This window comes from Pseudomonas thermotolerans DSM 14292 (assembly GCF_000364625.1).
Classification (GTDB): Bacteria; Pseudomonadota; Gammaproteobacteria; order Pseudomonadales; family Pseudomonadaceae; genus Aquipseudomonas; species Aquipseudomonas thermotolerans.
Window position 1 is genome coordinate 175,724 of record NZ_KB822602.1, and the last position, 12,548, is coordinate 188,271.

Genomic DNA, 12,548 nt, shown 5'->3' on the forward strand with positions numbered 1-12,548 from the left:
ACCGTTACACTGCCGGGGTAGAGCCCCATCGGAAGCCGCCATGCCGCATCCCGTCGTCGAACAGGTCACCGCCGCCCTTGAGCAGCGCTCCGCCACTCGCCGTCAGCGCTACCTGGAGCGTCTGCGCTCCGCCGCTGCGCGCGAGCCACGGGACCGGCTGGGCTGCTCCAACCTGGCCCATGCGCTGGCGGCCCAGCCGGAGCAGGCGCGGCTGATCATCCGCCAGGGCGGGGCGCCGCACATTGCCATCGTCTCCAGCTACAACGACCTGCTTTCCGCCCACGCACCGCTGCGCGACTACCCAGAGCGTCTCAAGCGCAGCCTGGCCCAGCAGGGCGCCACCGCGCAGTTCGCCGCCGGGGTGCCGGCCATGTGCGACGGCATCACCCAGGGCCAGGCGGGCATGCAGCTGTCGCTGTTCTCTCGCGACCTGATCGCCCAAGCCACGGCCATCGGCCTGACCCACGGGATATTCGACGGCGCCCTGTACCTCGGGGTGTGCGACAAGATCGTTCCCGGCCTGCTGATCGGCGCGCTGGCCTTCGGTCATCTGCCGGCGGTGTTCGTCCCGGCCGGGCCCATGCATTCCGGCCTGCCCAACAAGGACAAGGCCGCCGTGCGCCAGCGCTTCGTGCGCGGCGAGGCCAGCCGCGACGAGCTGCTCGCCGCCGAGCTGGCCGCCTACCACCAGGACGGCACCTGCACCTTCTACGGCACCGCCAACACCAACCAGCTGCTGATGGAGGTCATGGGCCTGCACGTGCCGGGCAGTGCCTTCGTCCATCCCCACACCCCACTGCGCGATGCCATGACCGACGAGGCCGCGCGCCTGGTGGCGCGCAACAGCCGCCAGGGCGAGCGCTACCTGCCGCTCGGCGAGCAGGTCGACGCGCGGGTGCTGGTCAACGCCGTGGTGGCCCTGCTGGCCAGTGGCGGCTCCACCAACCACAGCCTGCACCTGCCCGCCATCGCCCGCGCCGCCGGCTACGAGCTGACCTGGGAGGACTTCGCCGCGCTGTCGAAGGTGGTGCCGCTGCTGGCGCGGGTCTACCCCAACGGTGCGGCGGACGTGAACCAGTTCCAGGCCGCCGGCGGGCCGGCCTGGATCATCCGCGAGCTGCTCGGCGCCGACCTGCTGCATGCCGAGGTGCCCACGGTGGCCGGCGTGGGGCTGGCCGCCTACGCCCGCGAGCCCTGGCTGGACGCTGGTCGGCTGGCCTGGCGCGAGCTGCCGGCGCAGAGTTCGGCGCCGGACATCGTGCGGCCCGCCGCGCAGCCGTTCGCGGAGGAGGGTGGCCTGGTGCTGCTCTCGGGCAACCTGGGCCGCGCCATCCTCAAGACCTCGGCGGTGGACCCGGCGCACTGGTGGGTGCGGGCCCCGGCCCGGGTGTTCGACAGCGAGGCGGCGGTCCAGGCCGCCTATGCGGCCGGCGCGCTGCGCGGCGACCTGGTCCTGGTGGTGCGCTTCCAGGGCCCGCGGGCCAACGGCATGCCCGAGCTGCACAGGCTGATGCCGCTGCTGGCCAACCTGCAGCAGGCTGGCCAGCAGGTGGCGTTGGTCACCGACGGGCGACTGTCCGGCGCCTCCGGGCAGGTCCCGGCGGCCTTGCACCTGACGCCGGAGGCGGCCGCCGGTGGGCCGCTGGCTCGGGTGCGTGACGGCGACTGGATCGAGCTGGATGCCCGCCGGGGCGTGCTGCGCCTGGAGGTGGACGAGGCCGCGCTAGACGCCCGCGAGGCAGCGGCCGCCCCGGCCGGGTTGGCGGAGGGCTTCGGATTGGAATTGTTCGCGGCGCAGCGCCAGCTGGTCGGTCCGGCCGACCAGGGCGCTTCGACGCTGTCATGGGATTGCGTGGAGTGAGAAGAGCATGACCCTGAGGATGGACGAGGTGTTGCAACAGGCACGCCCGGTGCTGCCGGTGCTGGTGATCGAGGAGCCCGGCCTGGCCATCGACGTGGCCCGCGCGCTGCATGCCGGCGGCGTGCGCGTACTGGAAGTGACCCTGCGCACCCCGCGCGCCCTGGATGCCCTGGCGGCGATCCGCGCCGAGCTGCCGGAGCTGCTGGTCGGCGCCGGCACCCTGATCCACCCCGAGCAGTTCCTCGAGGTCCGCGAGGCCGGCGCGCAGTTCGCCGTGAGTCCCGGCTTCACCGAGCGCCTCGGCGCCGCCGCGGAGGATTCCGGGCTGCCCTACCTGCCCGGGGTGATGACCCCCTCCGAGGTGCTGCTCGCCCTGGAGTACGGCTATCGCTCGCTGAAGCTGTTCCCCGCCAACGGCAATGCCAGCGTGAAGATGCTCAAGAGCCTCAAGGGGCCCTTCACCGGCATCCGCTTCTGTCCGACCGGCGGTATCACTCCGGACAACCTGTTGAGCTTCCTGCGCCTGCCCAACGTCGCCTGCGTCGGCGGCACCTGGGTGGCGCCGGCCAACCTGATCCGCGCCCGCGCCTGGGACCAGATCACCCAATTGGCCAGCGAGGCCTTCGAGCTGGCCAGCAGCCTGGAGCATCACCCATGAACTGGGACCTGCCCGAGCCCTTCACCATCGACCTCAGGGTGAGCGCCGAGGACATCGACGGCCTCGGCCATGCCAACAACGCCGCCTACGTCACCTGGATGGAACGCTGCGCCTGGCGCCACTCGCAGAGCCTGGGTCTGGACCTGGCCGAATACCGTCGCCTGGACCGTGCCATGGCGGTGGTCCGCCACGAGATCGATTACCTGGCCAGCGCCTACGAGGACGACGAGCTGCAGATCGGCACGTGGATCGTCGAGTCCGATCAGCGCCTGAAGATGACCCGGCGCTTCCAGCTGATCCGCCCGGCCGACGCCACCACCCTGCTGCGTGCGCAGACCACCTTCGTGTGCATCGAGCTGTCCAGCGGGCGGCCGAAGCGCATGCCGGCGGAGTTCATCGAGGGCTACGGCGCGGCCCTGCGCCAGCCGCCGGCCGATTGAGCCGCCCTGCGCCGGGAGCCTACAAAGGCGGCGATCCGGCCGCTACAATCGCCGCCCCGCAATTTGCCGAGCCGTAGTCCATGCAAATCGCCCTGGCGCCGATGGAAGGCCTGGTCGACGAAATCCTCCGCGACGTCCTGACCCGTATTGGCGGCATCGACTGGTGCGTCACCGAATTCATCCGGGTCTGCAACCGCCTGCTGCCCGAGGCCACCTACCGCAAGCTGGCCCCCGAGCTGTTCGCTGGCGCGCAGACCGACGCCGGTACGCCCCTGCGCGTGCAGTTCCTCGGCTCCGACCCGGTGTGCCTGGGCGACAACGCGGCCTTCGCCGCCAGCCTGGGTGCGCCGGTGATCGACCTCAACTTCGGCTGCCCGGCCAAGACGGTGAACAAGTCCCGCGGCGGGGCCATCCTGCTGCGTGAGCCCGAGCTGCTCCACGCCATCGTTCGCGAGGTGCGCCGCAGCGTGCCGGCCGGGATCCCGGTGACCGCCAAGATGCGCCTTGGCTACGACCACAAGGACGGTGCCCTGGACTGCGCCCGCGCCCTGGCCGAGGGCGGCGCCGCGCAGATCGTGGTGCACGCGCGCACCAAGACCGAGGGCTACAAGCCGCCGGCGCACTGGGAATGGGTGGCGCGCATCCAGGAGGTGGTCGGCGTGCCGGTGTTCGCCAACGGTGAGATCTGGAGCCTGGAGGACTGGCAGCGTTGCCGGGAGGTGAGCGGGGTGGACGACGTGATGCTCGGCCGCGGCCTGGTGGCGCGTCCGGACCTGGCCCGGCAGATTGCCGCGGCGCGTGCCGGCGAAGCCGTGACGGCGCTGGGCTGGGCGGAGCTGCTGCCGCATCTGCGCGACTTCTGGCTGCAGGTGCGCCGCAAGGTGCCGCCGCGCCACGCGCCAGGGCGCATGAAGCAGTGGTTGGCGCTGCTGACCCGCAGCTATCCAGAGGCGGTGCGCATGTTCGACACCATCCGCCGGGAGAACGACAGCGAGCGGATCGACGCTCTGCTGGGCCTGCGCTGCGTCGAGGCGGCGGAAGTGGCCTGATCCCGGCACGCCGGGCGGGGCAGGGCGGCTTGCCGAGGCGCCAGGCCTTGACGTTTTTTTTACAGACTCGAGGGGAGAATGCCGGCCTCTGACCGGACACTTCCGGCCTGTCTGTGAATCGCAATGGATTTCCCCGCTTCATGACCTCCTGCGACAAGAGTTCCCTCCGGCCTGCCGCCGTCACCTTGCCTCACCACCTCGGCTTCACCGTCCTCTCCGGCCTGATCCTGCTGCTGCTCTGCACCCTGCTGCGCGCGGCCCTGCTGGTCTACAACCGCGAGCTGATCGGCGACAGCCCCGCGGCGGTGTTCGCCGAAGCCTTCTTCAATGGCCTGCGCTTCGATCTGCGCCTGGTGGTGTTCGTCTGCGCGCCGCTGCTTTTGGCACTGCTCAGCCACCGCGCCATGGCCGCCCGGCGCCTGCAGCGCCTCTGGCTGACCGGCTGCGGCAGCCTGATCCTGCTGCTCGGCGTCACCGAACTGGACTTCTACCGGGAGTTCCATCAGCGCCTGAACAGCCTGGTGTTCCAGTATCTGCAGGAGGACCTGGGCACGGTGTCCAGTATGCTCTGGCACGGTTTCCCGGTGGTCCGCTACCTGCTGGCTTGGGCGCTGGCCACCTGGCTGCTGTACTGGCTGTTCGGGTGCCTCGACCGCGCCACCCGCAGCGCCGCCGGTACGCATTCGGGCGTGTCCTGGTATCTGCGCGGCACGGTGTTCGTGCTCTGCCTGCTGGTGGCGGTGGTCGCCGCCCGCGGCCATCTGCGCCAGGGCCCGCCGCTGCGCTGGGGCGATGCCTACACCACGGAGTCCATGTTCGCCAACCACCTCGGCCTGAACGGCGTGTTGACCCTGGCCGACGCCGCCAGGCACAGCTTCTCGGCGCACCGCGACAATGCGTGGCAGGCGACCCTGCCGGCCAAGCAGGCGGTAGCACTAACCCGCGAGATGCTGCTCACCCCACACGACAGCCTGGTGGACGCCGAGCGCGCCGCCGTGCGCCGCGACTTCAGGCCGCCGGCGGCGAATACCCTGCCGGTGCGCAACGTGGTGGTGATCCTCATGGAAAGCTTCGCCGGCCACGCGGTGGGGGCGCTGGGCAGCAGGGTCAGGGGCATCACCCCGAACTTCGACCGTCTGGCTGAGGAGGGACTGCTGTTCGAGCGCTTCTTCTCCAACGGCACCCACACCCACCAGGGGATGTTCGCCACCATGGCCTGCTTCCCCAACCTGCCGGGCTTCGAGTACCTGATGCGCATGCCCGAGGGCGCCCACCTGTTTTCCGGCCTGCCGCAGCAGCTGAGCGCCCGCGGCTATGCCGACCTGTACGTCTACAACGGCAACTTCCAGTGGGACAACCAGTCCGGGTTCTTCAGCAACCAGGGCATGACCCGCTTCATTGGCCGCGAGGACTTCGTCGACCCGGTGTTCATGGATCCCACCTGGGGTGTCTCCGATCAGGACATGTTCGACCGCGCCGCCGAGGAACTGGCCCGGTTGCCCGCCGGCCGGCCGTTCTACGCGCTCCTGCAGACCCTCTCCAACCACACGCCCTACGCGCTGCCGGAGAACCTGCCGGTGGAACCGGTCACCGACCAGGGCAGCCTGAACGAGCACCTGACCGCCATGCGCTACGCCGACTGGGCGCTGGGTCGTTTCTTCGAGCAGGTGAAGCAGGCACCGTACTACAAGGACACCCTGTTCGTGCTGGTGGGCGACCACGGCTTCGGCAACCGCATGCAGATCACCGAGATGGACCTGTCGCGCTTCCATGTGCCGCTGCTGCTGATCGGGCCGGGCGTGCAGGAGAAGTTCGGCCGGCGCAGCCGGACGGTGGGCACCCAGGTCGACGTGGTGCCCACCATCATGGGCCGCTTGGGCGCCACCAGCCGCCATCAGTGCTGGGGCCGCGATCTGCTCAACCTGCCGGAAGGCGATCCCGGCATCGGGGTGATCAAGCCGTCCGGCAGCGACCAGACGGTGGCCATCGTCCGTGGCGGGCACATCCTGGTGCAGCCCAAGGACTTCGCGCCCAGCCTGTACCGCTACCGTTTAGGCGCACGGGCCGGCGCCGAGCGCGAGGCAGCGGTGGATGCGCAGCTTGCTCGCTACCTGGAAGCCTTCCTGCAGACCGCCACCGACAGCCTGCGCCGCAATACCGCCGGGGTCGTCGACCCGCGCTAGCGCTGGCTGCGCTGGAAGCGCCGCGGCGGCACCCCCTTCCAGCGCTTGAAGGCGTGGATGAAGTTGGACACCTCGCTGTAGCCCAGGCGCTCGGCGATCTCCTCCAGGCTCAGGCTGCCGAGGCCGAGCAGTTCCTCGGCGAGGGTCTGGCGCACCTCCTCCTGGAGCAGTCTGAAGCTGGTTCCCTCGGCGCCCAGGTGGCGGCGCAAGGTGCGCGAGGTCATGTGCAGGTCGGCGGCCACCTGTTCCAGGTCTGGCAGGCGCCCGGGGCTTTCCAGCAGGCGACTGCGCACTCGCGCGGCCAGGCCGTCGCGCTGCCGGCGGCGGGCGAGCAGATGCTGGCACTGGCGTTCGCAGAGCAGGGCGGTCTGCGGGCTGGCGCTGGCCAGCGGCAGGTCGAGCAGCCGGCGCGGGAACACGAAGCGGTTCTGCGCCTGGCCGAATTGCGGCAGCACGCCGATCTCCGCCTCGTACAGCCGGGTGTCCGCCGGCTCCGCCAGGCGCAGCTCCACGCGCAGCGGTGGCAAGTCGCGGCCGAACAGCTCGCGCTGCACCTGCAGCAGGCCGCCCAGGTCGCGCTCCAGCAGGAAGGCGCGCAGGTCCTCGGGCACCTGGTCGTCGTCGAGCAGCAGCCGGGCTTCCTCACCATGCTCTTCCAGGTGCATGCCGTGGAAGGCGTATGTCAGGTCCAGGTAGCGCAGGCCGAGGCGGGCGGCATCCCGGTAGGTGGGGCTGCTGAGCAGGGCGAAGCCCCAGATCCCATAGCTGTTCAGCTGGTAGCGCCGTCCGGCCAGCAGGCCCAGGCCCGGCCGGTGGCCCAGCTGGCGGGCCAGGTTGCGCAGCAACTGCAGCTCCTGCTCGGCGTCGATCTCCGCGCCGGGGTCGGCGAGCAGGCGCCAGTCCAGGCCGGTGCCGGCCAGGCAGGCGTCGATGCTCAGGCCGTGGTCGCGGCCGAACTGGGTGAGTAGCTGCACGCTGATGGCACTGCGGCGGGGGCGAGACATGCTTGTCCGAAACTCACAATTTTTGGCCGACTATGCCATAAACAAGATCCCGGGCAACCCCTAGCATCGCAAGGGCCTCAGGCGTGATTTCGAGGCGCAGAGAACCTGGGAGACAACAATGCATAACAATTCCCCATCGCCCGTGCGGGTACTGATCATCGGTGCCGGCTTTGGCGGGCTGGGCCTGGCCATCCGGCTGCGCCAGGCCGGCATCGAGGACTTCCTGATCCTGGAGAAGGCCGACGAGGTCGGCGGCACCTGGCGCGACAACTGCTACCCGGGTGCGGCCTGCGACGTGCCCTCCCACCTGTATTCCTTTTCCTTCGCCCCCAAGCTCGACTGGTCGCGCAAGTTCGCGCCCCAGGAGGAGATCTTCGCCTACCAGCGCCAGCTGGCCGACGACCATGGCCTGCGCCCGCGCATCCGCTTCGGCGTCGAGGTGTCCGGTGCCGAGTTCGACGAGGCCCGGGCCCTCTGGCAGGTGACCAGCACCGGCGGTGAGACCTTCCTGGCCCGCGTCTTGGTGAGCGCCTGCGGCCAGCTCAACCGCCCGCTGTACCCGCAGCTGCCGGGGATCGAGCGCTTCCGTGGCGAGGTATTCCATTCGGCACGCTGGAACCATGCCTACGACCTCTCCGGCAAGCGCGTGGCGGTGATCGGCACCGGCGCCAGCGCCATCCAGTTCGTCCCGCAGATCGCCCCCAAGGTAGCCAGGCTGCACCTGTTCCAGCGCTCGGCGGCCTACGTGATTCGCAAGCCGGACCGCGCCTACCGCAGTTGGGAGATCGCCCTGATGCGGCGCTTCCCGCTGCTGCAGAAGCTCGACCGGCTGCTCAAGTACGTGCAGCACGAGTCGCGGGTGCTGGCCTTCAGCGTATTTCCGCCGCTGATGCAGCTGTTCCGCATGAGCTTTTACGCCAACCTGCGCCGCGGCATCGCCGACCCGCAGCTGCGCCGCAAGCTGATCCCCGACTACCCGATGGGCTGCAAGCGCATCCTCATGGCCAACGACTACTACCCGGCGCTGGCCCGGGACAACGTCGAGGTGGTCACCGAGGGGATCCGTGAAGTGACTGAGACCGGGCTGATCGCTGGTGACGGTCGCGAGCGCGAGGTGGATGCGATCATCTACGGCACCGGCTTCGCCGCCACCGACTTCCTCGCGCCGATGCGCATCATCGGTCGCCACGGCCGGGAGCTGAACCAGGTATGGCGGGAGGGCGCCGAGGCCTACCTGGGGACCAGCGTCAGCGGCTTCCCCAACCTGTTCGTGCTCTACGGGCCGAACACCAACCTCGGCCACAACTCCATCCTCTACATGCTGGAGAGCCAGTTCAGCTATGTGCTCGGCTGCCTGCGCGCGCTGGAGGAGCGGGGCCTGCGCTACCTGGACGTGAAGCCCGAGGTGCAGCAGCGCTTCAACCAGCGTCTGCAGCAGCGCATCCGCCACACCGTCTGGGAGCAGGGCTGCACCAGCTGGTACAAGACCGCCGATGGCAAGAACACCAATAACTGGCCCGGCTTCACCATCGCCTATCGCCAGCTGACCCGCCAGCCTGAGCTTGCCGACTATGAATGCGTGCGCTGAATTCACCGCCCCGGCACCTGGGCAGCCGCTGCTCCGTGCCCTGCTGCGCGGCGCCCTGCGCCTGCTGTTCCGCGGCCTGGTGCGGCCGCCCATGCCGATCGCCGGGCAGCGCCTGGTACTGCGCCTGCTCACCGCGGCGACCCTGACTCCCGGCGGGGTACGGCGCAGCGCCGGCGAGCTGGGCGGGCGGCCCTGCGAATGGCATCACCCGGACCAGGCGGAGGAGGGCGTGCTGCTCTACCTGCACGGCGGCGCCTACCTGATCGGCGCGCCGGCCACCCACCGGGCGATCTGCGCCCATCTGGCCCGGCGCGCGCGTCTGGTGGTATGCGCCCTGGACTACCGGCTGGCCCCCGAGCATCCCTATCCAGCCGCATGCGAGGATGCCCTGGCCGCCTACCGGGAGCTACTGCGGCAGGGCCATCGACCGGAGCGGATTTTCATCGGCGGCGACTCGGCCGGCGGCAACCTGACCCTAGTCACCGCCCAGCGCCTGATCCGGGAGGGCCTGCCGGTTCCGGCCGGGCTGGTATGCCTGTCACCCTGGACCGACGCCAGCGGCGCGCACCTGCACCAGCCGCCGGGCGGCGATCCGCTGCTGCACCCGGCCTGGCTGGAACAGGCCGTGGGGCTGTTCTGTCCGCCAGGAATGGACCGCCGCGACCCCGGCCTGTCGCCGCTGTATGGCGAGCTGGCCGGGCTGCCGCCCCTGCTCATCCAGGTCGGCGAGGACGAGGTGTTGCGCGACGACAGCCTGCGCCTGGCCGAACGGGCCCGCGCCGCCGGCGTGGCGGTGACCCTGGAGCGTTATCCGGGGCTCTGGCACGTGTTTCAGGCCCATGCCGGCCTGCTGCGCAGCGCCGACCTGGCTCTGGCGCGCGTCGCCGCCTTCATCGATCAGCTGAGGAGAAGTACGGATGCCTAACATTCTGATTACCGGCGCCGCCTCGGGGATCGGCGCGGCCACCGCCCGGCTGTTCCATGCGCGCGGCTGGGCGGTCGGCCTGCTGGACGTCAACCGGGAGGCGCTGCTCGCCCTGTCCGACGAGCTGGGCGGCGCCTGGCACGCAGTGGTGGACGTCACCGATGCAGCGGCCGTGCGCCAGGCCCTGGCGGACTTCTGCGGCCGCCACGACGGTCGCCTGCGCCTGCTGTTCAACTGCGCCGGGGGGCTGCGCTTCGGGCACTTCGAGAGCATCGACCTGGACGAGCACGTGCGCATCCTCGACATCAACCTGCGCGGCTTGTTGCAGGTCACCTACGCGGCCTTCCCGTACCTCAAGGCGGCCTCGGGCGCCCAGGTGATCAACATGGGGTCGGCATCCGGGCTCTATGGCACGCCGCACATGGTCAGCTACTCGGCCTCCAAGTTCGCCGTGCGCGGGCTGACCGAGGCACTGGAGCTGGAATGGCGCCGCCACGGCATCCACGTCGGCGACCTGATGCCGCCCTTCGTGCGCACCCCTATGGTCGACAGTCAGCGCTTCGTGCCGCCGACCCTGCGGCGCCTGGGCGTGCGGCTGGAGGCCGAGCATATCGCCGAGGCGGTCTGGCAGCAGGCTCGGCACGCCCGGGTGCACCGGCCGATCAGCTGGAGCTTCAGGCTGATGTACTGGACCGGGCAGCTGTCGCCGAGCTGGCTGAACCGAGCGGTGATGGGCTGGCTGAGCCGGGAGGGCTGAGAGCTCCTGCTCCCGCGCCGTTCCGCCGACCGTCCTTCGGAGCGGCGATGTTTCCGTGGCCGCCCGTCCGTCCGCAGCCTCGGCCGCCGGCAGATCCTGGCGCCGGGCGCTAAGCTGCAAGGCAGGGCTCTGGCCGGCCGTGAGCCTGGCGGCCACCCCGCACGGGTCCAGTGCTGCCGGGCCCGACGCTTGCTTGATCGCGGCACGTCCCTCCAGTGTCGCCGTGCCGGTCGCCAGACCGGTCGCACCCAGCGAAATGCGGTACCCATCAGCCGTCGCTTGAGAGGAGGTTTGTCATGAGCACTGCCTTCCACGATGACGCCAGCAGTAAAGTGCTGCGCCGCATGAAAGAGGGTGGCTTCGATTTCACCCGGTTCCATCCCATCGAGTTCTACGCCATCTTTCCCGACGAGGAGCGGGCGCGACTGGCGGCCCGCCGACTGCCCCAGGGCGAGTCTCTGAACACCCAGGTCAGTGCCGACGAGAATGGCGCCTGGCAGCTGGCGGTGAGCAAGGTGATGTACGCCACCAGAGAGGACATCGGCGACTTCGCGCAGAGTCTGGAGACCCTGGTCGCACCCCTGGGCGGGGTGCTGGATGGCTGGGGCGTGACCCAGGAAGCCTACGAGCGACGAACCTGAGTCGCGGGCCCTCGCGCCGCGGGCACGGTTTGCGTCAGACTGTGCCCCGGAGGAATTCCCGACATGTCCGACATCCTGATCCTGACGCACGTCGACTACTGTCCCCCCGGCCATCTGAGCGATTTCCTGACGGCGCGGCGCCTGGACTTCCGGGTGCTGCGCGCCGACCTGGGCGAGCTGGACGGCTACGACCTCGACCGCCCCAGGGCGGTGGCGGTGATGGGCGGGCCGATGAGCGTCAACGACCCGCTGCCTTGGCTGAGCACCGAGGTGGCGGCCCTGCGTCACTTCATCCGCCGCGACATCCCGCTGATCGGCCACTGCCTGGGCGGCCAGCTGATCGCCAGGGCACTGGGGGCTCGGGTGCAGCGCATGCCCTATACCGAGGTCGGCTGGCAGCCGCTGCGGCGCCTGCCGCAGGCGGCCGACGATCCTTGGGTCGCCGGACTGCCCGAGGAACTGGTCATCTACCAGTGGCATAGCGATACCTTTGACTTGCCGGAGGGCGCCCGGCACCTGCTGTCCAGCGCCTGGTGCCGCAACCAGGCGTTCGCCTGGGGCGAGCGGGTGCTGGCTCTGCAGGGCCATCCGGAAATCACCGAGTCCCTGCTGCGTGCCTGGCTGGAAGGCTGGTCGCACCTGCTGGATGCCAGCCAGCCGAGCCAGCAGGGCGTGGAGCAGATGCTCGAAGCCCTGCCGGAGAAGGTCTCCGCCCTGCAGCGGGTCGCCGAGCACTTCTGGAGCCGCTGGCTGGGCCTGGCCGGGCTGGCCTGAGTCAGCCGCTGCGTGGCCGGCGGCCGTTGCGACGCCTGGCCCAGTTGCGCTGCACCCACCAGCGCCAGTAGAGCAGGGTCAGCAGGTAGCCGAGCAGGCCGGCGACCACCCCGCAGATCAGGGAGCCGACCAGGAAGGGTTCGAGGATCGGCTTCCACATCAGCTGCAGCAGATCCCACGAGGGTTCGTCGAGGAAGCCGCTGACCTTCGGCCAGACCTGTTCGGCGACCTGGCCTGCGGGCGTCTGGAGGATCCAGGTGCCCAGCTTGTAGGTGCAGTAGAACACCGGCGGCATGGTGATCGGATTGGTCAGCCAGACCAGGCCCACGGCGATCGGCAGGTTGCCGCGCACCAGTACCGCCAGGCTGGCGGCTATTAGCATCTGCATGGGGAGGGGCACGAAGGCGGCGAACAGCCCCATGGCCATGGCCCGGGACACCGAGTGGCGGTTGAGGTGCCAGAGGTTGGGGTCGTGGAGCAGGGTGCCGAGAAAGCGCAGCGACCGGTGTTCGCGAATGCTCTGCGGGTCGGGCATGTAGCGCTTGAACAGGCGGCGGGGCATGCGGGGTTCTCGGGCTGAACATGAAACCGGGCTATTATGCCCGTTGGCTTCGGAAGACCCAGCGGCATTTTGTGACAACAAATAAGCGGCCGTCTCCCGGGGCCTG

Annotated in this window: 12 protein-coding genes; 10 read left to right on the plus strand and 2 right to left on the minus strand. The window is 70.0% G+C overall.

All coding sequences use genetic code 11. The features are described from left to right. Positions 1 to 40: 40 nt before the first annotated feature. The 5 genes from edd to H165_RS0104915 all read left to right on the plus strand — a co-directional run bounded on the left by edd (position 41) and on the right by H165_RS0104915 (position 6,191). Positions 41 to 1,861 (plus strand): phosphogluconate dehydratase, encoded by a 1,821-nt coding sequence (gene edd / locus H165_RS0104895; RefSeq protein ID WP_017937789.1) that lies wholly within the window; start codon positions 41 to 43, stop codon positions 1,859 to 1,861. 7 nt (positions 1,862 to 1,868) lie between these two features. Beyond that, positions 1,869 to 2,519 carry a bifunctional 4-hydroxy-2-oxoglutarate aldolase/2-dehydro-3-deoxy-phosphogluconate aldolase gene (locus H165_RS0104900; protein WP_017937790.1) on the plus strand — a complete coding sequence of 217 codons (651 nt, stop codon included), beginning with the start codon at positions 1,869 to 1,871 and terminating at the stop codon, positions 2,517 to 2,519. Further along, on the plus strand, positions 2,516 to 2,959 hold the full coding sequence (locus tag H165_RS0104905) for an acyl-CoA thioesterase (protein ID WP_017937791.1): 444 nt from the start codon (positions 2,516 to 2,518) through the stop codon (positions 2,957 to 2,959). Before H165_RS0104900 ends, H165_RS0104905 begins: the two co-directional genes overlap by 4 nt. Before the next feature lie 80 nt (positions 2,960 to 3,039). Then, positions 3,040 to 4,008, plus strand: a complete 969-nt coding sequence (locus tag H165_RS0104910) for a tRNA dihydrouridine synthase (protein ID WP_017937792.1) — start codon at positions 3,040 to 3,042, stop codon at positions 4,006 to 4,008. Positions 4,009 to 4,148: 140 nt separating this feature from the next. Then, positions 4,149 to 6,191: an LTA synthase family protein gene (locus tag H165_RS0104915; protein WP_017937793.1), complete on the plus strand. Its 2,043-nt coding sequence runs from the start codon at positions 4,149 to 4,151 to the stop codon at positions 6,189 to 6,191. Here H165_RS0104915 and H165_RS0104920 read toward each other — a convergent pair. Further along, the gene (locus H165_RS0104920) at positions 6,188 to 7,195 is read right to left on the minus strand and encodes an AraC family transcriptional regulator (protein WP_017937794.1); all 1,008 of its coding nucleotides are present in this window, start codon (positions 7,193 to 7,195) and stop codon (positions 6,188 to 6,190) included. The two genes, H165_RS0104915 and H165_RS0104920, sit on opposite strands and share 4 nt — an antisense overlap. A gap of 118 nt (positions 7,196 to 7,313) precedes the next feature. Between H165_RS0104920 and H165_RS0104925 the strand changes: the two genes are divergently transcribed. The 5 genes from H165_RS0104925 to H165_RS0104945 all read left to right on the plus strand — a co-directional run bounded on the left by H165_RS0104925 (position 7,314) and on the right by H165_RS0104945 (position 11,880). Beyond that, positions 7,314 to 8,783: a flavin-containing monooxygenase gene (locus H165_RS0104925; RefSeq protein WP_026146369.1), complete on the plus strand. Its 1,470-nt coding sequence runs from the start codon at positions 7,314 to 7,316 to the stop codon at positions 8,781 to 8,783. After that, complete coding sequence (locus H165_RS0104930) at positions 8,767 to 9,708, plus strand: alpha/beta hydrolase (RefSeq protein WP_017937796.1); 942 nt, start codon at positions 8,767 to 8,769, stop codon at positions 9,706 to 9,708. The genes H165_RS0104925 and H165_RS0104930 overlap by 17 nt, the downstream gene beginning before the upstream one ends. After that, positions 9,701 to 10,465 carry an SDR family oxidoreductase gene (locus H165_RS0104935; RefSeq protein WP_017937797.1) on the plus strand — a complete coding sequence of 255 codons (765 nt, stop codon included), beginning with the start codon at positions 9,701 to 9,703 and terminating at the stop codon, positions 10,463 to 10,465. Before H165_RS0104930 ends, H165_RS0104935 begins: the two co-directional genes overlap by 8 nt. A 296-nt stretch (positions 10,466 to 10,761) precedes the next feature. Further along, complete coding sequence (locus H165_RS0104940) at positions 10,762 to 11,106, plus strand: ribonuclease E inhibitor RraB (protein WP_017937798.1); 345 nt, start codon at positions 10,762 to 10,764, stop codon at positions 11,104 to 11,106. 63 nt (positions 11,107 to 11,169) lie between these two features. Next, positions 11,170 to 11,880, plus strand: a complete 711-nt coding sequence (locus H165_RS0104945) for a type 1 glutamine amidotransferase (protein ID WP_017937799.1) — start codon at positions 11,170 to 11,172, stop codon at positions 11,878 to 11,880. Position 11,881: 1 nt separating this feature from the next. On the opposite strand, the gene H165_RS0104950 is transcribed toward H165_RS0104945, so the two are convergent. Beyond that, positions 11,882 to 12,442: a DUF2062 domain-containing protein gene (locus H165_RS0104950; protein WP_017937800.1), complete on the minus strand. Its 561-nt coding sequence runs from the start codon at positions 12,440 to 12,442 to the stop codon at positions 11,882 to 11,884. Positions 12,443 to 12,548: the final 106 nt, after the last annotated feature.

Excerpts from the sequence above, each read along its gene's own strand:
- H165_RS0104900 (WP_017937790.1), top strand. The coding sequence starts at position 1,869 with ATGACCCTGAGGATGGACGAGGTGTTGCAACAGGCACGCCCGGTGCTG.
- H165_RS0104915 (WP_017937793.1), top strand. The coding sequence starts at position 4,149 with ATGACCTCCTGCGACAAGAGTTCCCTCCGGCCTGCCGCCGTCACCTTG.
- edd (WP_017937789.1), top strand. The coding sequence starts at position 41 with ATGCCGCATCCCGTCGTCGAACAGGTCACCGCCGCCCTTGAGCAGCGC.
- H165_RS0104950 (WP_017937800.1), bottom strand. The coding sequence starts at position 12,442 with ATGCCCCGCCGCCTGTTCAAGCGCTACATGCCCGACCCGCAGAGCATT.
- H165_RS0104940 (WP_017937798.1), top strand. The coding sequence starts at position 10,762 with ATGAGCACTGCCTTCCACGATGACGCCAGCAGTAAAGTGCTGCGCCGC.
- H165_RS0104920 (WP_017937794.1), bottom strand. The coding sequence starts at position 7,195 with ATGTCTCGCCCCCGCCGCAGTGCCATCAGCGTGCAGCTACTCACCCAG.
- H165_RS0104910 (WP_017937792.1), top strand. The coding sequence starts at position 3,040 with ATGCAAATCGCCCTGGCGCCGATGGAAGGCCTGGTCGACGAAATCCTC.
- H165_RS0104905 (WP_017937791.1), top strand. The coding sequence starts at position 2,516 with ATGAACTGGGACCTGCCCGAGCCCTTCACCATCGACCTCAGGGTGAGC.
- H165_RS0104945 (WP_017937799.1), top strand. The coding sequence starts at position 11,170 with ATGTCCGACATCCTGATCCTGACGCACGTCGACTACTGTCCCCCCGGC.
- H165_RS0104925 (WP_026146369.1), top strand. The coding sequence starts at position 7,314 with ATGCATAACAATTCCCCATCGCCCGTGCGGGTACTGATCATCGGTGCC.
- H165_RS0104930 (WP_017937796.1), top strand. The coding sequence starts at position 8,767 with ATGAATGCGTGCGCTGAATTCACCGCCCCGGCACCTGGGCAGCCGCTG.
- H165_RS0104935 (WP_017937797.1), top strand. The coding sequence starts at position 9,701 with ATGCCTAACATTCTGATTACCGGCGCCGCCTCGGGGATCGGCGCGGCC.